The organism is Ruegeria sp. AF7, assembly GCF_056541885.1.
In genome coordinates this window covers 108,121-130,136 of sequence record NZ_JBQFYX010000008.1, presented here as the reverse complement: position 1 = coordinate 130,136, position 22,016 = coordinate 108,121, and the positions used below count along the sequence as shown (strand labels likewise).

The following is a 22,016-nucleotide window of genomic DNA, read 5'->3' as shown; positions in this document are numbered from 1 at the left end:
GGTTCGTTACTTCCCCCCGCGATGTGCGGGGGGTCTTCTTTCCAAATCACCCCATGTCAGCTGGGCCTTTGATCCAGGATCACAGGTGATATAAAGAACGTCCAAGCCAACTGCGGAACGCATGAGGACGCAGATGCCCGGTCTTTGCCGAGATTGCCTGACCACATTGTCAAACGAACAACGCTGTACTGCCTGTGGCAGTCCGCGGGTAAAGACACACCCGGAACTGTTTGACTTGTCGATTGCCCATATGGATTGTGACGCCTTCTATGCCTCGGTTGAAAAACGTGACAACCCGGAACTGGCGGACAAACCGGTTATCATTGGCGGCGGCAAGCGCGGCGTTGTTTCAACTGCCTGCTACGTTGCCCGTATTCGCGGCGTCCGGTCGGCTATGCCCATGTTCAAGGCCCTGCAACTCTGCCCGGAAGCCGTCGTGATCAAGCCCCGCATGTCCGTCTACGCTGAGGTGTCGCGCGACATCCGCGCGATGATGGATGAATTGACACCCGTGGTCGAACCCCTGTCGCTGGACGAAGCCTTCATGGACCTGTCGGGAACCGAACGTCTGCATGGCGCGCCGCCGGCCGTCATGCTGGCGCGTCTGGTCAAGCGCATGAAGGATGAAATCGGTGTCACCGGCTCTATCGGATTAAGTCACAACAAATTTTTGGCCAAGGTCGCTTCGGATCTCGACAAACCGCGCGGATTTTCAGTGATTGGCAAGGCGGAAACGGCAGAGTTTCTGAATGACAAACCCGTACGGTTGATCTGGGGCATTGGCCCGGCTGCGCAAGAAGCGCTGGACAAGGCAGGGATCAGAACTTTCAGTGATTTGCTGCGTTGGGATCAGGAAGCGCTGACCGCGCGGTTCGGCTCAATGGGATATCGCCTGTGGCACTTGGCTCGGGGTCAGGACAAGCGACGCGTATCGGCGCATGAGCCGATGAAATCCATCAGCAACGAGACGACATTTTTCGAAGATACGTCGAGCCTTGATATTCTGGACGGTCATTTGTGGCGGATGGCCTTGAAAGTGTCGGACCGCGCCAAGGCAAAGGATCTGGCTGGTCGGGTTGTCACGTTGAAACTGAAGAAAGCCAATCACAAGATCCTGACGCGGCGCGTGTCCTTGCGGGATGCGACACAGATAGCCGACCGGATTTACCGCACGGCCCGGGGCCTGTTCGATCAGGTTGGCGATCAGGGGCCATATCGGTTGTTGGGCTGTGGTTTGTCCGATCTTTGTCCGGCGGAACAGGCGGATATTTTCGGCGACCTATTGGATCCGGATGCCGCCCGCAGATCAAAGGCCGAACGGGCCACCGACGAGATTCGCCAGAGGTTCGGTGCCGAAGCAATCATGAAGGGCCGCGCGCTGCGCTGAAGCTACTCCGCCGCCAGACGCTCTGGGCTCGCACCCAGGTTGGAAATCTCCCGAACCACCTGCCTGAGCAGCTTCGAGAACGCCATGAAATTGGCATTGGGCGCGACTTTTTCCTCGTCCATGTACAAAGCGCGATCGATCTCGATCTGAACAGCGTGCTGCTGGCGGCCAGGACGACCATAGGTTTGCGTCACATATGCTCCGGCAAAAGGCGCATTGCGCGCCACGTTGAGACCCGCTGCTGCAAAAGCCGCTTCAATGATATCCACAACCTCAGAGGATGCGGACGCGCCAAACCGGTCGCCCAGCACGATCTCGGGTCGCCTTCCGCGCGCAGTGCCCGCCATGGCCACCGCCTCATGTGGCATCGAGTGGCAGTCCACCAGAATTGCCTGACCGAACATCTCGTGTGATTCGGCCAGCAGGGATTTCAACCGCGCATGATACGGGCGCCAATAGGTGTCGATGCGCAGCCGCGCTTCGTCCATGGTGAGTTTGCCGCGATAGATTGCCCGACCGTTGGCAACCACGCGGGGAATCACCCCCAGCCCTGACGCGACCCTTGGATTATGCCCGTGCCTGCGGGCACCACTGATCAAGGCCGGGTCAAGCTCATCCAGACTGCGGTTCAAATCCAGATAGGCGCGTGGCATGGCCGCCTTGATCAAAGGGGCACCGTTTTCCGCGGCGGGCGCGAACAACTGATCAACAAATGCATCTTCTGAGGATCGAATCACGCTCCGGTTCAATACGGACCGGTTCAGAAATACCTCAGGATACTCCCGCCCGCTGTGTGGCGATGAAAAAACCACGCACGAGGTGCGGTTTTCGGGCATATCCAATACATAGGCTGCGCTTTGCATGATCCCTCCGTGTTCGCAATCAACATAGACCGGAAAAATTGTTCTTCCAAACCCCTTGAACCCATTTGCGACTCCTTTTATAGACCCCGCTACCGGCGCGGGGATCCGCGCCCCATTTCGTTATGGGGCAAGGCACGCAAAGGGAACGTGGGCGGTTAGCTCAGCGGTAGAGCACTTCGTTGACATCGAAGGGGTCACAAGTTCGATCCTTGTACCGCCCACCATGATTTCACTGTTCCGGTTTTCCGGGACACCCGAGTAACCCAGGCGCTGGCCACGTCCTTGATGAAGGCGCCGCAGATTGGAGACAGACCATGAAGGTCAAGAACTCGCTCCGCTCGCTCAAGAACCGGCACCGCGACTGCCGGATTGTGCGTCGCAAAGGCCGCGTCTACGTGATCAACAAGACGCAGCGCAAGTTCAAAGCTCGTCAGGGCTAAGAACTGCACATCACTGCTTAAAGAAACCGCACCTTCGAGTGCGGTTTTTTTTGTTCTACCCGCGCCTAAAATGTAATCCCTGCATGGATCAGAATGCCCACGACCATAAGAAAGTTCAGAACCATCGAAATCCCGTTGCCGACATAGATTGGAAGCTTTCCAACAACCAAGCCGTAAGCAAACCAAAGCAGGGACAAGGCGGTATATAGAGACCACGACAACAAGGACTGTCCCGAGGCATGGTGCGAATGCGTCAAATACAGCTTCACGAGCTGTGGCAGTGTGGCAAAAGGACCAACCACGCCAACAAAAACCATGAACCCTTCAAAGCGCGACATCCAATGGCCAAGGTTAGATTTCTCCAATTTTTCAGCCAGTGTTTCGGGCATATCTCACGTTCTTCCTTTAAGTGAATAAGACGGCATGTTCTTTTTCTCGGACAATCTGTCTTGCCAAAATATCCGCTAGAAGCGCTTGGACCAAGTCCCTCGACCACGTTACCACCAACCTTCCCCCCTCGTATGCCTTCAGAGCATCGCATATTGAACGTCACAGCGACCTTTTGACCAAGTAAATCAGTCGGATTTACTTGCATCCCGCCCAGAATCGTATAATTGAGAAAATCAGTCGGATTAATGACCGACCCGAAATTCAATTGTTGAGGCACACAATGCTGAAATCCACGACCTGCCTGGCCGCCGCACTGTCGGCTCTGATCGCAACCTCTGCCGCCGCCGAGGGCGAACTGAACCTCTATTCGTCGCGCCACTATGACACCGACGAACGGCTGTATACCGACTTTGAAGACGCAACCGGCATCAAGATCAACAGGATCGAAGGCAAAGCGGATGAACTGATTGCCCGGATGGAAGCGGAAGGCGCGAACTCACCTGCCGACGTGATGCTGACCGTGGACACGTCGCGTCTGGCGCGGGCCAAGAATGCAGGTGTCCTCCAATCAATCGACAGCGCTACACTGGAAGAGCGCATTCCCACCAACCTGCAGGACAGCGACAATCAGTGGTTTGGTTTCTCGCAACGCGGTCGGATCATCTTTTTCGACAAGGAAAACGTGACCAACCCGCCGGCCACCTACGCTGATCTGGCCAAACCGGAATACAAGGGAATGGTCTGTATCCGGTCTTCGACCAACACCTACAACCAGACCCTGCTGGCATCGATCATCACACATGAAGGCACTGAGGCCGCCAAGTCCTGGGCCGAGGGTGTTGTCGCCAACATGGCGCGTGACCCGCAGGGCGGTGACACCGACCAGTTGCGCGGCATCGTTTCGGGCGAGTGTGACATCGCGGTTTCGAACACCTACTATTTCGCGCGCTCCATTCGCACAGACGTCAAAGGCTTGTCCGCAGACCGCGATATGATCGGCTGGGTCTTCCCGAACCAGGACAGCTATGGCGCGCATATGAATCTATCCGGTGGTGGGGTCGCCGCGCACGCACCCAACAAGGAAAACGCGATCCTGTTCCTTGAGTATTTGGCCAGCGATCAGGCGCAGAAATACTTCTCGGCGGGAAATGACGAGTTTCCGGCAGTTCCAAATGTCGAACTGGCCGAGTCGGTCAAGGCGTTGGGTGAATTCAAGGCAGACGACGTGAACCTATCAGACGTTGCAAAGAACATCCCCGAAGCGCAGAAGATCTTTAACGAAGTTGGCTGGAAGTAAGCCTTCTTTCGCTGGTTTCTTAAAAGGATGCGGCTTGTTCGCATCCATTTTTGTTTGATAAGCTATATTTTTTAGAGTATTTTCTCGTATATGAGATATTTTTTCAACTGCTTATAATGCCCGACACCCTGTCAAACCGCCTTGCCAATCGCCTGAGCGAACTGCGCCGCGGGCGTGGCTGGTCTTTGGATTACCTTGCCGAGCACTGCAGGATCAGCCGCGCCACCTTGTCCCGCATGGAAAAAGGGGATGTCAGCCCAACAGCCGACAATCTAGGCCGTCTGTGTGCTGCATACGATCTGCCGATCTCGCGGCTGCTGATGATGGTTGAGGACAGCTTTGACCCCAAGGTTCCATTCGAACGCCAGACCGAGTGGCGCGACCCTGAAACCGGCTTCACCCGCCGTGCTGTTTCACCACCTGCAAATGGATTGAACGCCGAGGTTCTGGAATGCCACCTGCCCCGGGACACGGTCATCACCTACGAAGTGCCTCCTAAATCGGGGCAAGAGCATCATCTGATCTTAATGGACGGCGCGCTTACTCTGACGGTTGATGGAACGGCGCACGCGCTGAACGCCGGGGATTGTCTGCGCTACCATCTGTCGGGACCGACCCGGTTTGAAACAGGGGCGTCGCGTGGCGCACGTTACCTGCTGGTGCTTATATGATCACGCGCCTGACCGATAACGATTTTGACGCGGCACTGGATGACCTGGCTGAAATCCTGCATGCCTGTGTTCATGATGGGGCCAGCATAGGTTTCATTCTACCGTTTACCCTGAATGATGCGCGTGCGTACTGGCACCAAAACGTACAGCCCGGTCTAAGGTCAGGTAAGCTGGACTTATTCGTTTCGTATGACGGTCCCCGCATTACAGGCACCGTTCAACTGATCCCGGCGGCAATGCCCAACCAACCCCACCGCGCCGATGTGGCGAAACTTCTGGTCCACCCTAACGCCAGACGGCGGGGGTTAGGCCGATCCCTAATGAATGCGCTTGTTCTTCGCGCGCAAGAGGTGGGGCGCACGGTGCTTGTACTTGATACGCGCAGCACCGATCCCTCGCGGCTGCTTTATCAAAGCCTTGGGTTTCAGATCGCGGGGGAAATACCGAATTACTGTCGGAACCCATTTGAACCAAAATTCGAACCCACAACTTATATGTACAAAAACCTTGACGCTTGAAAAGACGCGGCCCCCGCTACTCGGCGGCTCTGATCTTTTCGGGGAACTTGTTCGGCAACAGCCCGAGGCGGCGCGCACGACGAACATCTGCCAGCAGGTCCCGTTCGGCGGCCTCAAACAACTCTTCAGGGTCATCCAGAACAAAATACCCCATCTGGTGCATGTCGATCCGGTAGGGTGTTCGTAGAATCGTCAGAACGTCAAACGGGTCACGATCGGGTATGTCGCTGGTCGCGGCATAGACCAGTTCTGTCGGCGACGACGCCAACCCTGAACCCAACGCCTTGATCTGACCGTTCTGGCGGCGCAGGCCAAACTCGATCGAAAACCAGTAGAGCCTGATCAACCAGGCATAATCCGCGTCATCTGCCTGCTTTCCGGCTAGCCCGATGGCGTGGCTGAACGCGGCAAAACGTGGATCACTTAACAACGGTGTATGTCCGAATATCTCATGAAAGATATCCGGCTCTTCGATATAGTCGAAATCTTCCCGGGAGCGGATGAAAGAGGCGGCCGGAAAAACCCGATCCGCAAGCATCCCGAAAAATGTCTTGAACCCGATCAGCGCCGGAACCGGCTGCACCCGCCAGCCGGTCAGGTCCAGCAACCGTTTCGAAATTTCCGCACAAGATGGCACTTTGGTCTTCGGCAGGTCCAGCCGCACCAAACCGCTTAGGTATTCCGGTGCCATATAGCGCCGAACATTTTCTTCCTGTGCCGCGTAAAGATCAGCCCAGACCGCATTCTCTTCGTCTGTGTAGGTAATGTGGCCATGTTCATCCGCCAGTTTGGCGACATACTTCGTCGATTTGGGCATCAGCATCCTCCTGCATGAGATCAGGATACCTCAACTCACATGGAGAATTTGTTTTGATATTCTGAGTATCGCCCGTATTATGAACGAAACATTCCGAGATGTTGCCATTTGCGGGTCAAATGCTTCACCCTGCCGACATTGATATTTTGCGAGAGCTTCAGGCCAGTGGACGCCTGTCTATGCAGGAACTGGCCGACCGGACCGGGTTGTCGGCCTCGCAATGTTGGCGCCGCGTCCGTGACCTTGAATCGTCCGGGGTGGTTTCAGGGTATCGCGCGCAGGTTTCTGCCAAGGCTGTTGGCCTGAATGCCATTGCCTATGTCCACGTCGCGCTGAAGGACCATCAGGAGAACAGCATCTCGGCGTTTCTTCGTCTGGTCGAGACCGAGCCGCAAATCGTCGAGTGCGCCTCGATCACCGGGGATCACGACTTTATCCTGAAGGTTTACGCCAAAACCCCCGAGGATCTTGAAGTCTTTATCATGCAGCGCCTGTTGAAATCAGGGCTGGTCCGCGACACCCGCAGCAACTTTGTGCTTCGCCAGACCAAGACCCGCGGCCCTTTACCCATTCTTTGACAGGGTCCGACGAAACGGAACCTGAGCGGATGTGTCAGGTGCATAACCCATCCTTGCTAAGACGAGGTGTCGAAAGGCTGGGAGTGTCGTTCAATTGGAAAAGCCCGGCCACCGCTTATTGGCGACCGGGCCTACAAGTTACAAAACGTCTTCAGAAGTGAGCCGATTTCGCGGTCGCGGGCTTTTCCATCGGCGGCGCGAACTTGGTCAAGTCGATCCCCTTTACCGCCGACTTATATTCCTCGGCGGTTGGGGTCCGGCCCAATATGGCCGAGAGTACGACAACCGGTGTCGACGCAAGCAGGGACTCACCCTTTTTCTCATCCGAGTCTTCAACAACACGACCCTGGAACAGGCGCGTGGATGTCGCCAGAACGGTATCGCCTTTTGCAGCCTTTTCTTGGTTCCCCATGCAAAGGTTACAGCCGGGCCGCTCAAGGTACAGGATATTTTCGTATTCCGTGCGTGCCTTGTTTTTCGGAAACAGATCGTCGAATTCAAAGCCCGAGTATTTCTGAAGAATGCTCCACTCGCCTTCTTCTTTCAGCTCATCGATGATGTTGTAGGTCGGTGCTGCGACAACCAGCGGGGCCTTGAATTCGACAGTGCCCTGTTCCTCTTCAAGGTTCTTAAGCATCTGCGAGACGATAATCAGATCGCCTTTGTGCACCATGCACGACCCGACAAAGCCCAGATCGACCTTCTTTTCACCCTTGTAGTAGGAAACCGGGCGGATAGTGTCGTGGGTGTAACGCTTTGATACGTCAGCGTTGTTCACATCCGGGTCGGCTATCATCGGTTCGTCGATCTCATCCAGATCAACGACGAGCTCGGCAAAATACTTGGCGTTTTCATCGGGTTTCAGGGCCGGCTTTTCACCCGACCTGATCTCCGCTATCCGCGCATTCGCCTTGTCGATCAGACCTTGCAGCGTCTGGGCTTCGTTTTCCATACCCTTGTCGATCATGATCTGGATGCGGCCTTTGGCGATTTCCAGAGATTCAATCAGCGTGTCATCTTCGGAAATACAGATCGACGCCTTGGCCTTCATCTCGGCCGTCCAGTCGGTAAAGGTAAACGCCTGATCCGCCAGCAAGGTGCCGATATGAACTTCGATGATCCGGCCCTGGAAGACATTGTCACCGAATGTCTTTAACATCTGCGACTGGGTGGCGTGAACCACATCGCGGAAATCCATATGGCCTGCCATCTGGCCTTTGAAGGTCACCTTAACCGATTCAGGGATCGGCATCGTGGCTTCACCGGTGGCCAGCGCCAGCGCAACGGTGCCCGAATCCGCGCCAAACGCTACGCCCTTGGACATGCGGGTGTGCGAGTCGCCGCCAATGATGATGGCCCAGTCATCCACGGTGATGTCGTTCAGCACCTTGTGGATTACGTCTGTCATCGAATGGTAAACACCCTTGGGATCACGCGCGGTGATCAGGCCAAAGTTGTTCATGAATTTCATCAGTTTAGGAATGTTCGCCTGCGCCTTTGCGTCCCAAACCGACGCTGTGTGGCACCCGGATTGATAGGCGCCATCAACGATGGGCGAGATCACGGTCGCCGCCATGGCTTCCAGTTCCTGCGCGGTCATCAGGCCGGTGGTGTCTTGCGACCCAACGATATTGACCTTAACCCGAGCGTCCGAACCCGCGTGCAGAACCTTTCCGTCAGCCACGCCAACCGCGTTTTTGTTGAAGATCTTCTCGACAGCTGTCAGGCCCTGACCCTCGTGCGAGATTTCCTTGGACGGAGCAAATGCAGATTCCAGCGCAACGCCAAGGGTTTCGGCCGCAAATGTCTGCAGCTTCTTACCAAAGACGATAGCGTAAGAGCCGCCAGCCTTGATGAATTCGACCTTTTGCGGCGTGAAGGACGACGATACATCGACAAGCTCTTTATCGCCTGCTTCGTTGTAAAGCTTCTTGTCCTTTGTGTTGATGGTCAGAACGGTTCCGGTCTCGACCGAGTATTTCTGTTCAAGGACAGGACTTTCGTCGTTGTTCAGGATCGGGTTGCCGTCATCGTCCAGCTTTTTGACCCAGTTCTTCAGGTCAATACCGATACCTCCGGTCACGCCAACGGTGGTCAGGAAGATCGGTGAGATTCCGTTTGTTCCCGCGACAACCGGTGCGATGTTCACAAAGGGAACATAAGGGCTGGCTTGCGTTCCGGTCCACAAGGCGACGTTGTTGACGCCGGACATGCGCGAGGACCCGACGCCCATGGTCCCTTTTTCTGCGACCAACATGACACGTTTGTCCGGGTGTTGTTTCTGCAAATCCTGAATCTCGGCCTGCGCCGCCGGTGTGATCATGCATTTGCCATGCAGTTCCCGATCCGCACGAGAATGCGCCTGATTGCCGGGCGACAGAAGGTCGGTGGAAATGTCCCCTTCGGCCGCGACATAAGTCACAACCTTGATTTCCTCATCGATGTCAGGCAGCCGGGTAAAGAACTCGGCCTTGGCATAGCTCTCCAGAATGTCCTTTGCGACTGCGTTTCCGGCCTCAAAAGCAGATTTGAGGCGCTGGGTATCCGCATCATACAGGAACACCTGTGTTTTCAGCACCTCTGCCGCCTGACTTGCAATCGACACATCATCGCCCAGCGCCAGATCCAGCAGAACCTCGACCGAGGGGCCACCTTTCATATGTGACAGCAGCTCGAACGCGAAGACCTGCGAGATTTCTTCGACCGAGGCTTCACCCAATATGATCTCTTTCAGGAACCGTGCCTTTTCACCAGCTGCGCTGGTTGTACCCGGCAGCGTGTTATAGATGAAATAGGTCAAAGACTCGGCGCGGTGAACGTTGTCCACATCCTTGATTTGTTCGATGATTTCCTGAATCAGCGCACCGTCTTCAATGGGTTTGGGGTGTAAACCTTGCTCTTTGCGCGTCTCGATCTCGTTCAGGTATTCTGTATATAGGCTCATGACGGTTCCGACCATTTAGCTGGTGCGCTGGCGGGTAACAAACCAGCACCTTAATTTTGTATGCCGCGGTATACTAAATGTTCGCAACTTGCAAGACACTCTCCTGCGACCCTGTGTCCTGATCGAGGATGTATCCGTCGAAATACCTGTCTGTCAGGCGTGATCTGTCTGTTGCTGCCAACAGGTATCAGCACCCTGGCACGCTAGCTTCCTGCTGCGGAAATCAGTTCCTTGGCCAGCGGCAAGGATGAATAACCCAGCCGGGATGGCGTCAATCCCAATCGCACGATCACCATATCATGAGAGGGGAAAATACCGATGGACTGCCCATCATGCCCCTGCAACCAAACCGCATCTTCAAAAGGTGGAAAACCTCCGGGTGCTTCCAGCCAAAGGTGACCCTTGGCGTATTTGCCATCCGAAGCATCAACCGGTTCGAACATCCAGTCCACATAACCTTCTGGTAATATCCGAGAGCCCTTCCAAACCCCTTTTTGCAGCAATAGCTGCCCGTACCGGGCCCAGTCACGCGCCGTCGCATACATATAACTGGATCCGATGAAAGTATCGCTGACATCCGTCTCGACAACCGCCGATGTCATGCCAATCGGTGCAAATAGCGCGTTTTGTGGATAGCTCAGCCCACCGTCGCCCAACTTGTTTTGCCAAACCCGAGACAGCGTCGTGGACGTGCCCGAGGAATAGTTGAAGTTCATTCCAATACTGGATTCAGCAACGCGCCCGGCAGCAAATTCGGCCATATCGTCACGAAGATACAGCATGCGTGTTACGTCTGAAACGTCCCCGTATTCTTCATCCCATTGCAGCCCGCTTGTCATCGCCAACATGTCAGCCACGGTAATATCCCGCCTTGCGTCGCCGGCCCAATCGGGAAAGCTGTCGACAAGCGTATCTGACAAGCTCATTTGACCCGCTTCAATCAAGGTGCCGATCAACCCGGCCGTAACTGTCTTGGTCATGGACCAGCCCAGTAACGGGGTATCCGCATCAAACCCATCGGCATATCGTTCAGCAATGATGCGCCCTTTTCGAACCACCACAACTGCGCGAAATCCTTCGCCCACCAAACTGTCATTCAACATGACATTCTGAAGCTTCGAGTCTTGGGACAAGGCAACGTCATTCCCGTTTGGCCATAGACCGTCTGGCAGCGGATCAGGCGCGGAAAGTGTCTGATTGCTCAGATCAGCCTCATGAACATTTGTGCAGCCCAGCCCCTGACGAAACTGCGATGTCGCAGGCGCAAAGAACTGAAAGATCCGCGCCGTCACAGTCTGCGCGTCACGATCCACCTTAATTGAGATTTGCCCCAGCAACGGATGACCAGGTGCCTGCACGTCCACGGCCAGAACTTCGCCCGGAGCCCGTCCGGCAATGAAAACGTTCGAACACACGATCTTGGCAGAGTAATTGGTTCCCACCTTCAAAAGATCCGGGGGCGCGAACCAAAGGTAGCCAATCAGAGCCACCCCGCCCAGAACCACCGCACCGCCGGTCATTTTTAGTACTTTGCTGAACATCCGCCGCAACCATTTCTGCCGCTACCTCGCGCGGCAAAGGTTAGAAGCAACCGAGTCGGCATTACCACAGTTTCGTTACGTCGATTGATGGGTCAGAGCTTGTGGACAAATGCGTGGCCAGTGCCTTCCAAGTTGCACATCGCTCAATCAGCAAACAGCGCAAATCGACCGCAGCCCTCAGCTCGCGGAGCATTGATCTTTATACCATGTAGGAGTGCTCAAAACGCCGCATCCCCACCATTTGTTTTACTCAAAAAACTGAAGATTTTTGCTCACAATTTCACGCGCCATTTGCGCATAAGCCTGCACGATTTCTCAAAAACTTACGTAATTCGAGAGACGTGATCAGATAATGGTAGTCACCAAATATCTCTAAAAAAAAATTTGAACCCTTCTTTCAAGAGGGTATTCGGATTGGAAAAAGTCAATCCTAATCAGAGGGAAACAGCCCATTATCAGACTCGTGTTGGGTCCCGCTCGAAGAAAGGACATTGCCGAATACGCGAAGTGAGCGCGTCCAAACCAGCGCGCTCACTCAATATGGTATTGCCTGTCACCGCGACTTAGAAAGCGATGTGTTACTCTGCTGCAACCGCTTCCTCTGCCAGCGACGGATAATCGGTGTACCCTTTTTCATTGCCACCGTAGAGGGTAGTTGGATCCAACTCATTCAACGGGGCGTCTTTCTCCAGCCGGCTGACAAGATCCGGGTTGGAAATGAACGGCCGACCAAAGGCCACCAGATCGACGGCTCCGGATTCAACCGCTTCGATTGCCATTTCCCGGTCGTAAGAGTTGTTGCCCATTTTCGCACCGTCAAACAATTCATAGAGCGCCTTCAGATCGCAACCTTCCGGAATATCGCGCGGGCCGCCAGTCTGTCCTTCTACGAGATGGAGATAGGCCAACCCATAGGCATTCAGCAATTTAATCGCATGTGCAAATGTCGTCTGCGGGTCGCTGTCGGAAATGTTATTGGCTTCCGAGAATGGGCTGAGGCGAACACCCACACGGTCGGCTCCCCACACGTCGGCAACCACATCCGTGACCTCTTGCAGGAACCGTGCCCTGTTCTCGATAGGACCGCCGTATTCGTCTTCACGCTTGTTGGACTCATCGCGCAGGAACTGATCGATAAGGTATCCGTTGGCTGCATGGATCTCGACACCGTCGAAACCCGCTTTCTTGGCGTTTTCCGCGGCTCTCCGGTAGTCCGCAACAATGCCAGCAATTTCTTCGATGGCCAGAGCCCGCGGTTCAGATGTTTCAACAAACTGTTCACCATCAAACGTCTTGGCCTTAGCGCCAATTGCAGATGGCGCAACAGGGGCGCCACCACCCTGCTGCAAATTGTAATGCGAAATCCGGCCCACATGCCAAAGCTGGATCACAATCTTGCCGCCCTCAGCATGGACGGCCTCAGTCACTTTTTTCCAGCCATCGATCTGCGCTTGAGAATAAATGCCGGGCGTCCAGGCATAGCCCTTGCCTTGGGGCGAGATTTGCGAAGCTTCCGTGATGATCAGGCCAGCGCCCGCCCGCTGCGCATAGTACTTAACCTGCAATTCATGGACGCTGTCATCCTCGGCTCTTGCCCGGTTGCGGGTCAGTGGCGCCATGACAACACGGTTTTTCAGTTCAATTGCACCAGCTTTGATGCCGGAGAACAGTTTTTCATCAGCCATTGCTGCTTCCTTCTTTGGTTTGCTTCGTTCAGACATTTTTGGACTATTTAGTCCAAATTTGTAGTCGAGGTTCCTTGTTAAAGCTTTTGTTACGTCTCATGCTCTCATGGTTAGGGTGGCCTACGGTGATATCACCAACCGAGCTTGTTTCAGGGTTTGCGATATCTGCTCGTCGGGAACACCCGCCTTTCGTAAAGCCAGCGTGCCGATCGCAAGGGAGGCATAGGCGCGAGCCTTGTCGAGGGCCTGTCCCGGATCCGAAGGCTCAAGCGCTCTCGCAATAATTTCGTCGATACTTTCCAAATGGCTTCGCCCAAGATCCGCCACTTCATCATCATGGGGAGCAAGCTCCGTAAGGCAGTTAATCAGCATGCAGCCGTCACGACCGCCTTGCGGGTTCGCCAAAGCTTCCATTATTGCACCAACAGGGTCATCTCCGCCTGCGGCCGCGACGTCACGCAGATTTTTCAAACCACGCCTTGAATAGTGGCTGAGGGTTTTGTGAAACAAAGCCTGCTTGTTGCCGAATGTTCCATAGAAGCTGGAGCGACTCAAACCCATGGCCTTTGTCAGATCATCCACGGATGCTGTCTCGTAGCCTTTGTGCCAAAATACGCACAAAGCGTTTTCCAAGGCCTCGGCTTCGTCAAAGGCACGAGGCCGACCTGGGCCTGCGGATGTTTTGATGCCACCAGCTGAAAGGGTATCTTTGCTCATGAGTTGGATTTGGAATGGTCAGTCCAGAAATTCAAGGTGCCAGTGGGAAGTTTTTTGGAACAGTCAGTCCATATTGCAACCAGAGACAGGAGCATAGGTCGGAAAGAATGAAAAACCCCCCGTTGGTTGACCCGACTTAACTGCCCGGTTTGATTGTTGGTTCACACCGTGCAAGTGCGCTCCTAACACTGCATCTCCGGCATTGATTTATCAAAAGATAATCTTGCAATTTCGTCCATGTACCCGCGCAGCGTTTGCCCATAGGTTTGCATGCCACATGAACCCATCGAACAAACAACCGTCAGAAATCCAGATTTTCGACGCTCAAGGCGTTCTTCTGGATAAATTCCCGACGAGGTTCGACAACATCACCCATTAGCTTGGTGAACAGATCGTCGGCTTCCACCATATCGTCAACGCGCACTTGTAGCAGCGTGCGCGCATCCGGGTCCAAAGTTGTTTCCCAAAGCTGGTCGGGGTTCATCTCTCCCAGACCTTTGTAGCGCTGTAGGGATAGGCCCTTTTCCCCTTCTTCCAGAATGGCGCGCAGCAGGTCCAGCGGACCGTGGATCAATTGGCTACGATCACGGCGGATCAACGTGGCCGAGGTGTTGTAGACCTCTTGCAGGCTTTGCGTGAAGCTGCCTGTTTTGCGGGCCTCCCCCGACCGCAGCATCGGGCCGTCCAAGGTGCGAACCTCTTCGACACCACGCAGAATGCGGGCCAGCCGAATTCCGTGATCCTGCGTGATCCGGCCCTGCCAGCCACGCTCATACTCCAACGCGATCAGGTCCAGACGGGCGGCAACCTTGTCAGCCACCCCTTGCAGATCGGCGTCCACCGCACCCGGCACAAAGGCACCGGCAACAGCGGCCTGTTCCAGAATGTGGCGCGGGTAGTGCGTCGGGAAGGCGTCCAGAACGCGTTTCAACTGGCGCGCTTCGTCCACCACCCGGGCCAGGTCCTGACCAATGATCTCTTCGCCCGATCCCAGTTTCAATACGGCGCCCTCGATCCCCTGGTTGACGAGATAATCGTCCAGAGCCGCCTGATCCTTCAGATAAACCTCTGATTTACCGCGCGAAACCTTATAGAGCGGCGGCTGCGCGATATAGAGATATCCACCTTCGATCAACTCGGGCATTTGCCGGTAGAAGAACGTCAGCAGCAGGGTTCGGATATGCGCGCCGTCCACATCCGCATCGGTCATGATGACGATTTTGTGGTAACGCAGCTTTTCAATGTTGAACTCATCACGGCCAATACCGGTACCCAGCGCCATGACAAGATTACCAATCTCTTGCGAAGACAACATCCGGTCAAACCGCGCGCGTTCCACGTTCAGGATCTTACCGCGCAGAGGCAGAACCGCTTGTGTCAGACGGTCACGGCCCGTTTGCGCCGATCCTCCGGCTGAATCCCCCTCGACAAGGAAGACTTCGGTTTTGGACGGGTCTTTCTCGGAACAATCCTTCAGCTTGCCCGCCAGATAGTTCACATCCATCGCCGTTTTGCGGCGGGTCAGTTCACGCGCCTTTCGAGCGGCTTCGCGCGCCAGAGCGGCCTCGATGATCTTGCCCACGATCGCTTTGGTCTCGGTCGGGTTTTCTTCAAACCACTCGGCGAGTTTTTCGTTCATCAGACCTTCGACCGCCGGGCGAACCTCGGAACTGACCAGCTTGTCTTTCGTCTGGGACGAGAATTTCGGATCAGGCACTTTGACCGACAGCACACAGGTCAGACCTTCGCGCGCGTCATCACCGGTAAAGCTGACCTTTTCCTTTTTCGCAATCCCGCTGGACTGCGCGTAGTTGTTGATCGTCCGGGTTAAGGCACCACGGAAACCTGCCACATGGGTGCCGCCATCGCGCTGAGGGATATTGTTGGTAAAGGGCAGGACAGATTCGTGATAGCTGTCATTCCACCACATTGCGATCTCCACACCGATATCGTCGCGCTCGCCCTTGATATAGATCGGCTCGGACATGGCAGGGGTTTTGGACCGGTCGAGATACTTAACGAATTCCTTGACCCCACCTTCATAGAACAGCTCGGTTTCCAGCCGTTCCGCCGGGCGCTCGTCGATCAGGATAATCCGTACGCCCGAATTCAGAAATGCCAGTTCGCGCAGGCGTTTTTCCAATGTCTCGAATGAGTATTCAAGGTTCGAGAATGTATCGGTCGAAGCCAGAAACCGCACTTCTGTTCCTGTCCGATCTCCGCATTCACCGACAACCTTCAGGTGCTCAGCGGTTTCGCCACCTTCAAAACGCGCGACATGCTCTTTGCCATTGCGCCAGACACGCAGCTCCAGCCAATCCGAAAGCGCGTTCACCACGGAAACACCCACACCGTGCAGGCCGCCCGAAACCTTGTACGAGTTGCTGTCGAATTTCCCACCGGCGTGCAGCTGGGTCATGATCACCTCGGCCGCCGACACGCCTTCTTCCGGGTGGATGTCCACCGGAATACCACGCCCATTGTCGCTGACAGAAACACTGGAATCGGCGTGAATTTTCACCGTCACATGGTCGGCATGACCCGCCAAAGCCTCGTCAATCCCGTTGTCGACAACCTCATACACCATATGGTGCAGACCCGAGCCATCATCCGTGTCCCCGATATACATGCCGGGGCGTTTGCGAACTGCCTCCAAGCCTTTGAGAACCTTAATAGAATCTGCGCCGTATTCTTGAGGGGCCTGTGCGTCTTCGGACATTCAGTCAGTACCTATATTATTTTGGTAACTTATACGTTTTCTGGTAGGGATTGTCACGCCATCCCCCAATATTTTGTGTTGTTCCGGATCGTTTTTCGCCACCCGAAAAGGGGATCACAAACGATCGATATCAGAAGCGATATCCGCGGCAATTTCCAACGCATCGACATCCTCGCGCTCGGCCGACAATCGCAGCCCGAGAATGTCCGACTGATACCGTGCCGCCAATCGATCCGGATCATGTCCCGCCCCGATTTCACCGGCATCCTGAGCCTTGCGAAACAGATCCGCGAAACATTCTTTCATTTCCGCCATGTGATGGGCCGCCTGATCCGCAAGGTCATGATCCTTCGCCTTCAACTCGGCATATGTCTTTGCCAACATGCAGGCCTTTGCCGGGGTCTTGGGCGCTTCGATCACCAATCGGGGCTGCGCTTTCAGCGCTTCCTTCGGGCCCAGTTTTTCCGCCAGGGCCTTTAGGCGCGCCACACCTTCTTGCGTATAACTCTCCATTGTCAGCGCATAGAGCGCATCTTTCGACCCGAATGCCGCATAAAAACTGCCGGGCTTCAGCTTCAGCTCCCGCTCAAGGTCCTTCAGCGATGTACCAGCCCAGCCCTGACGCCAGAAGATATCCTTCGCCTTCGCGATCAACGCGTCACGATCATATGCGGGTTTGCGGGGCATCAACATCACCAATTCTTGAACGTTCACTCAAATATATACTTGAGCGATCACTCAAGAAACCCTAAATACGACCCATCGCGCCAAAAACAGGAGTTCCAACATGGCCAATTTCCCGTCTCACGACCTCGAAACCGCGCCTGAAGCGTCCAAACCGCTGCTGCAAAAGTCTCAGGCCGCTTTTGGTCGCTTGCCCGGCCTTCATAAGGTCATGGCCGAAAGCCCTCAGCATCTCGAAGGCTATCAGGTTCTGCACGGCCTGTTCCTGCAAACTGATTTCGACAATGATGAGAAAACCGTCGTCTGGCAGACCATCAATGTGGAAAACGAGTGCCACTACTGCGTGCCCGCCCACACCGGTATCGCCAAGATGATGAAGATATCGGACGAAATCTCGGACGCGCTGCGTAACGAAACTCCGCTGCCTTCAGCCAAACTCGAAGCACTTCGCACCTTCACCCTGCAAGTGATGGAAACCCGAGGCAACCCGACCGAAGATCAGCTTCAGGCGTTCTTTGATGCGGGCTATTCCCATCGCGCGGTTCTGGATGTCGTGCTGGGTCTGGCCCAGAAAACCATGTCGAACTACGTCAACCACATGGCCAAAACCCCAGTGGACGAAGTTATGCGCGGCTTTCTGTGGGAACGTAAAGTCAGCGAACCGGCCTAAGCCGCCACGACCGAACCCTCATCGCTTTCGGTCACGATCAGCGTCTGGGCCCGGTCGCCCAATTCCGCAAACAGTTCAGGTCCGGTGCCCGTCATCCAGGCCTGAGCGCCCAGCGCGCAAACCTCGTCATAAAGCGCTGCGCACCGCCCAGCATCCAGATGCGCGGCCACTTCATCCAGCAGAACGATCGGAGGTGCGCCCAAGATCTCCGCCAGCGCCCGCGCATTGGACAGGATCAGCGACACCAAAAGCGCTTTCTGCTCACCAGTGGAACACTCCCTTGCCGGCACGCCCTTGGCCGCGAACACACCGTACAGGTCGGACCGATGCGGCCCCACCAGGGTCCGGCCCGCTGCCAGATCCCTGAACCGGCTCTCGCTCAACGCGTCTCGCAAATCTTCCACCGTCTCGGGAATTGCGCCTTCGGTTTGCACCAATTCAAGTTCAGCCGAAGGGAACACGGTTTCCGCCCGGTCCTGCGCCGCCCGCAGAAGATCCAGCGACCTCAACCGCGCGGTATGGATGCGGTGCCCCGTCTCGGCCAACTGCCCTTCAAGCGCGGCATACCAATGCGCGTCCCTGACCTGCTCTTTCAGCAGACGGTTACGCTCGCGCATCGCTTTTTCATAGATCAGCGATGTTTCAGCGTGGGCTGGGTCAAAACTCAGCGCAATACGGTCCAGAAACCGACGGCGCCCTTCAGCCCCTTCAATCCACAGACGGTCCATGGACGGGGTCAGCCAGACAACCCGCGCAAGTTTTCCCAGTTCGATCTGGGTCGCCGACTTGCCATCAATTCGCACCTGTCGCGCTGCGCCGCCCTCGGACCAGGTTTCGATTTCAAAACGCTGCCCCTGAGCGTCCAGCAACCCGGACAGTTTCCAACCCAACGCTTCGGGCCGCCGGGTCATCTCGGCCGCGCTCGCCCGCCGCATCCCGCGACCGGGTGAAAACAACGACACCGCTTCAAGAATGTTGGTCTTCCCCGCACCGTTAGGCCCGTGAATGGCAACGGGTCGCCCGTCCAGAGACAACCGCGCCAGCTTATGAGATCGAAAATGCGAGACCGTAAGCTCGGTCAGGGCCAATCCCATGACCCCTCCCTTCATCTTTTCAAAAATACTCCCGCCGGAGGCATCGCGCGTCCGCGCGATCAGACGCGCATCGGCATGACGACGTATACGGCGCTCAGGTCGTTGCCTTCGCGCATCAATGTCGGGTCACCAGCCGAGTTGAACAGGAAAACTGCATTCTCACGATCCACCTGGGACGCAATCTCCAACAGGTATTTGGCGTTGAATCCGATCTCCAACCGCTCATCCCCGTAAGCGACGGCCAGTTCTTCCTCGGCGGCACCGCTGTCGGGAGCGTTTACCGACAGGATCAGCTTGTCACCTTCCAATTGCAATTTCACTGCCCGCGACCGTTCCGACGAAACAGTCGCAACGCGATCCACAGCCTGCGCGAACTCAGCGGCATCCACTTCAAGCTTGCGAGTGTTTCCTTGTGGGATAACACGTGTGTAGTCGGGGAAAGTGCCGTCAATAACCTTCGACGTCAGCGTGATATCCGGCGTAGCAAAGCGCACCTTGGTTTCACTGACCGAAACGGCGATATCCATCTCGTCGTCATCCAGCAACTTGCGCAACTCGCCGACTGTTTTGCGGGGTACGATCACGCCCGGCATATCCGCCGCACCATCCGGTAAATCTGCGTCGATCCTCGCAAGCCGGTGGCCATCGGTGGCCACACAACGCAACATTTTTCCACCTTCGGACCCATCTGCCACATGCATGTAGACACCGTTCAGATAGTACCGGGTCTCTTCCGTCGAGATGGCGAATTTCGACTTGTCGAACAACCGGCGCAGCAATGCCGCCGAAGCAGTGAAATTCGATTGATACTCAGACGATGCCATCACCGGGAAATCTTCTTTTGGCAGCGTCGCCAGCGAAAAATTCGACCGACCCGCTTCAACTGTCAGCCGTCCAGCAGCGCTGTCGGCGGTCAATGTCACCAGCGCACCGTCGGGCAGTTTGCGCACAATCTCATGCAGGGTTGTTGCCGCGACGGTTGTCGCGCCTGCCTTTTCGACCTGTGCGGGTGCCTTATCGACCACTTCGATATCCAGATCGGTGGCACGGAACTGGACCTGATCGCCTTCGGCCTCGATCAGGACATTGGCAAGTATGGGAATGGTATTGCGACGTTCTACAACAGACTGGGCCTGCGAAACGGCCTTTAGTAGGGTGCCGCGTTCAATGCTGATCTTCATACCCTCAATTCCTCTGACTTGCGTACCGACTTGGGCGGGACTGGCACGTTAGCGGTTCCACCCCGAGGCACAAGGATTTTTTACGGATTTCTGGGTTGGAATGCGCCAACCGTCAAGTGCGGCGTGACACACGGGCCTCAGTTCTGGTGCAACCGTGGATTATTACGCACAAAAAACGCCCCGACGCAGGAGCCCGGAGCGTTTCTTGGCACTATTGGCCCGGTTCAGGCTTCGAGAGACCGGCGCAACATTTCCACGTCTTCAGCGATCTGACCGTCGGTCAGCTTCAGCTCTTCAATGCGCTTGACGCCATGCATGACCGTGGTGTGGTCGCGCCCGCCGAACCGACGACCGATCTCTGGCAGTGATCGGCTGGTCAGCTGCTTGCACAGATACATCGCCACCTGACGGGGGCGCGCGTAGGATCGCAGGCGCTTGGGACCGATGATATCGGACATGCGGATATTGTAGTATTCGGATACTTTCCGCTGGATTTCTTCAACCGTGATCTTGCGCTCGGATGCGCGCAGGACATCTGCCAGACAATCCTGCGTCAGCTCCATGTCAATCTCGCGCCCAACCAGCGAGGCAAAGGCAAACAGACGTGTCAGAGCACCTTCCAGCACGCGGACATTGGTTGAGATTCGATGGGCCAGAAATTCAAGAACGCCATCCGCAATCGTCAGATCAGGATAGGAGCTGCTGTATTGCTGGACCTTGTTTTGCAGAATGCCCAGGCGCAATTCATAGTCGGTCGGATGCAGGTCAACGACCAGACCACATTGCAGGCGGGACTTTACACGATCTTCCAGGTCCTTGATTTCGCCCGGGGCGCGGTCGGCCGAAATGATGATCTGCTTGTTCTGATCCACCAGCGCATTGAACGTATGGAAAAACTCTTCCTGAGTAGAATCCTTTCCGGCAATGAACTGCACGTCGTCAACCATCAGCACATCGACCGAACGGAACAAATGCTTGAAATCCATCATCCGGCGTTCCCGCAGGGCCTGCACGAAGCGATACATGAACTGTTCGGCTGACAGGTACAGGACATTCAGTTCCGGATGCTTGGTTTTCAGCTCCCAGGCAATAGCGTGCATCAAGTGGGTCTTACCCAGACCCACTCCACCATACAGAACAAGCGGGTTGAATGTTACCGGGCCACCTTCGGACACGCGGCGCGCGGCAGCATGGGCCAACTCGTTGGGTTTGCCCACCACAAAACTGTCAAAGGTGAAACGCGAATCCAGCGGCGCGGCCTGCAACGACTCCAAAGCGTTCTGCGGACTATCCGTCGCTGCCAAGGGTACCGGCTCTGGCTGAGGTTCGGTGACCACCTTGGCTGCGGGCTTGGGACGCGCGGGCGAGTTGGCGGCAACACGAAAGTCCAGACGCTGAACGGTTTCCCCTGCCGTATTGAGCTCGTACAAGATAAGGTCCGCAAAATTCTGGCTGACGTAGTTCCCCATAAAGTTCGTTGGCACGGAAAAAACCGCCACACCATCCTGCAGCTCTTTAAATTCCAGAGGCTCGATCCATGTGGTGAAATTATTCCGACCGACAGCCTTCAGCAATTTGTTACGCAGTAGTCCCCATTTCTCTTGTGTCATTCAGCGCCTCACGCATCCCATTCTTATTGGCCTGTCGGCCTTATCATACGAAGCCGGTTGCCCGGTCTTGTATTCACACGCCCAAAGGGAACCTATCGCCAAACCCAATGGTTTGGCGGGATTGCCCCTGAAAGTTCGGTGCACCCGGATTTTCGACGCTCAACAATAAATGAGCGTCCCGAAACTCGGGCTGCACGTCACAATCTCAAT

The 22,016-nt window shown here is 55.5% G+C and carries 19 protein-coding genes and 1 tRNA gene; 8 read left to right on the top strand and 12 right to left on the bottom strand.

Annotated features, from left to right (window positions below; genetic code table 11):
• Positions 1 to 133: 133 nt before the first annotated feature.
• The gene (locus ACR0AP_RS14135) at positions 134 to 1,387 is read left to right on the top strand and encodes a DNA polymerase IV (RefSeq protein WP_480507257.1); all 1,254 of its coding nucleotides are present in this window, start codon (positions 134 to 136) and stop codon (positions 1,385 to 1,387) included.
• A 2-nt stretch (positions 1,388 to 1,389) separates the two neighbouring features.
• Here ACR0AP_RS14135 and ACR0AP_RS14130 read toward each other — a convergent pair whose 3' ends face one another.
• The gene (locus ACR0AP_RS14130; protein WP_209599184.1) at positions 1,390 to 2,250 is read right to left on the bottom strand and encodes an N-formylglutamate amidohydrolase; all 861 of its coding nucleotides are present in this window, start codon (positions 2,248 to 2,250) and stop codon (positions 1,390 to 1,392) included.
• A gap of 149 nt (positions 2,251 to 2,399) precedes the next feature.
• Between ACR0AP_RS14130 and ACR0AP_RS14125 the strand changes: the two genes are divergently transcribed.
• Together ACR0AP_RS14125 and ykgO are read left to right on the top strand one after the other, a co-directional pair.
• Positions 2,400 to 2,474 (top strand) — tRNA-Val (locus tag ACR0AP_RS14125).
• Positions 2,475 to 2,564: 90 nt separating this feature from the next.
• Positions 2,565 to 2,690, top strand: a complete 126-nt coding sequence (gene ykgO, locus ACR0AP_RS14120) for a type B 50S ribosomal protein L36 (RefSeq protein WP_008755722.1) — start codon at positions 2,565 to 2,567, stop codon at positions 2,688 to 2,690.
• A gap of 65 nt (positions 2,691 to 2,755) precedes the next feature.
• Here ykgO and ACR0AP_RS14115 read toward each other — a convergent pair whose 3' ends face one another.
• Positions 2,756 to 3,079: a SemiSWEET transporter gene (locus ACR0AP_RS14115; RefSeq protein ID WP_480474865.1), complete on the bottom strand. Its 324-nt coding sequence runs from the start codon at positions 3,077 to 3,079 to the stop codon at positions 2,756 to 2,758.
• Between the two features lie 281 nt (positions 3,080 to 3,360).
• On the opposite strand from ACR0AP_RS14115, the gene ACR0AP_RS14110 reads away from it, so the two are divergent.
• The 3 genes from ACR0AP_RS14110 (at position 3,361) to ACR0AP_RS14100 (ending at position 5,566) form a co-directional block, all read left to right on the top strand.
• Positions 3,361 to 4,377: a Fe(3+) ABC transporter substrate-binding protein gene (locus ACR0AP_RS14110; RefSeq protein ID WP_480474864.1), complete on the top strand. Its 1,017-nt coding sequence runs from the start codon at positions 3,361 to 3,363 to the stop codon at positions 4,375 to 4,377.
• A 116-nt stretch (positions 4,378 to 4,493) separates the two neighbouring features.
• On the top strand, positions 4,494 to 5,048 hold the full coding sequence (locus tag ACR0AP_RS14105) for a helix-turn-helix domain-containing protein (RefSeq protein ID WP_209507158.1): 555 nt from the start codon (positions 4,494 to 4,496) through the stop codon (positions 5,046 to 5,048).
• Positions 5,045 to 5,566 carry a GNAT family N-acetyltransferase gene (locus tag ACR0AP_RS14100; RefSeq protein ID WP_209507159.1) on the top strand — a complete coding sequence of 174 codons (522 nt, stop codon included), beginning with the start codon at positions 5,045 to 5,047 and terminating at the stop codon, positions 5,564 to 5,566. Before ACR0AP_RS14105 ends, ACR0AP_RS14100 begins: the two co-directional genes overlap by 4 nt.
• A 16-nt stretch (positions 5,567 to 5,582) precedes the next feature.
• Here ACR0AP_RS14100 and ACR0AP_RS14095 read toward each other — a convergent pair whose 3' ends face one another.
• Entirely contained in the window at positions 5,583 to 6,383 is an 801-nt protein-coding gene (locus tag ACR0AP_RS14095) for a phenylalanine 4-monooxygenase (protein WP_480507255.1), read from the bottom strand.
• Positions 6,384 to 6,502: 119 nt separating this feature from the next.
• On the opposite strand from ACR0AP_RS14095, the gene ACR0AP_RS14090 reads away from it, so the two are divergent.
• Positions 6,503 to 6,961: an Lrp/AsnC family transcriptional regulator gene (locus ACR0AP_RS14090; protein WP_480494575.1), complete on the top strand. Its 459-nt coding sequence runs from the start codon at positions 6,503 to 6,505 to the stop codon at positions 6,959 to 6,961.
• Positions 6,962 to 7,112: 151 nt separating this feature from the next.
• Here ACR0AP_RS14090 and ACR0AP_RS14085 read toward each other — a convergent pair whose 3' ends face one another.
• The 6 genes from ACR0AP_RS14085 to ACR0AP_RS14060 all read right to left on the bottom strand — a co-directional run bounded on the left by ACR0AP_RS14085 (position 7,113) and on the right by ACR0AP_RS14060 (position 17,254).
• Positions 7,113 to 9,905 (bottom strand): bifunctional aconitate hydratase 2/2-methylisocitrate dehydratase, encoded by a 2,793-nt coding sequence (locus ACR0AP_RS14085; protein WP_480507253.1) that lies wholly within the window; start codon positions 9,903 to 9,905, stop codon positions 7,113 to 7,115.
• Positions 9,906 to 10,108: 203 nt separating this feature from the next.
• Complete coding sequence (locus tag ACR0AP_RS14080; RefSeq protein WP_480507251.1) at positions 10,109 to 11,446, bottom strand: serine hydrolase domain-containing protein; 1,338 nt, start codon at positions 11,444 to 11,446, stop codon at positions 10,109 to 10,111.
• Between the two features lie 578 nt (positions 11,447 to 12,024).
• Complete coding sequence (locus ACR0AP_RS14075; protein ID WP_480507249.1) at positions 12,025 to 13,131, bottom strand: alkene reductase; 1,107 nt, start codon at positions 13,129 to 13,131, stop codon at positions 12,025 to 12,027.
• Positions 13,132 to 13,251: 120 nt separating this feature from the next.
• On the bottom strand, positions 13,252 to 13,848 hold the full coding sequence (locus ACR0AP_RS14070) for a TetR/AcrR family transcriptional regulator (RefSeq protein WP_480507247.1): 597 nt from the start codon (positions 13,846 to 13,848) through the stop codon (positions 13,252 to 13,254).
• 301 nt (positions 13,849 to 14,149) lie between these two features.
• Positions 14,150 to 16,567, bottom strand: coding sequence for a DNA topoisomerase (ATP-hydrolyzing) subunit B (gene gyrB, locus ACR0AP_RS14065; RefSeq protein ID WP_480507245.1), 2,418 nt, complete (start codon positions 16,565 to 16,567; stop codon positions 14,150 to 14,152).
• Positions 16,568 to 16,681: 114 nt separating this feature from the next.
• A complete protein-coding gene (locus ACR0AP_RS14060) occupies positions 16,682 to 17,254 on the bottom strand; it encodes a TetR/AcrR family transcriptional regulator (RefSeq protein ID WP_480507243.1) in 573 nt (190 codons plus the stop codon).
• A gap of 100 nt (positions 17,255 to 17,354) precedes the next feature.
• On the opposite strand from ACR0AP_RS14060, the gene ACR0AP_RS14055 reads away from it, so the two are divergent.
• Entirely contained in the window at positions 17,355 to 17,921 is a 567-nt protein-coding gene (locus ACR0AP_RS14055) for a carboxymuconolactone decarboxylase family protein (protein WP_209507178.1), read from the top strand.
• Here the strand turns inward: ACR0AP_RS14055 and recF are convergent.
• The 3 genes from recF to dnaA form a co-directional block, all read right to left on the bottom strand.
• The gene (gene recF, locus ACR0AP_RS14050; RefSeq protein ID WP_209507179.1) at positions 17,918 to 19,015 is read right to left on the bottom strand and encodes a DNA replication/repair protein RecF; all 1,098 of its coding nucleotides are present in this window, start codon (positions 19,013 to 19,015) and stop codon (positions 17,918 to 17,920) included. The genes ACR0AP_RS14055 and recF overlap by 4 nt on opposite strands.
• 59 nt (positions 19,016 to 19,074) lie before the next feature.
• Complete coding sequence (dnaN, locus tag ACR0AP_RS14045) at positions 19,075 to 20,196, bottom strand: DNA polymerase III subunit beta (RefSeq protein WP_209507180.1); 1,122 nt, start codon at positions 20,194 to 20,196, stop codon at positions 19,075 to 19,077.
• 224 nt (positions 20,197 to 20,420) lie between these two features.
• Positions 20,421 to 21,806: a chromosomal replication initiator protein DnaA gene (gene dnaA / locus ACR0AP_RS14040; RefSeq protein ID WP_480507240.1), complete on the bottom strand. Its 1,386-nt coding sequence runs from the start codon at positions 21,804 to 21,806 to the stop codon at positions 20,421 to 20,423.
• Positions 21,807 to 22,016 lie beyond the last annotated feature (210 nt).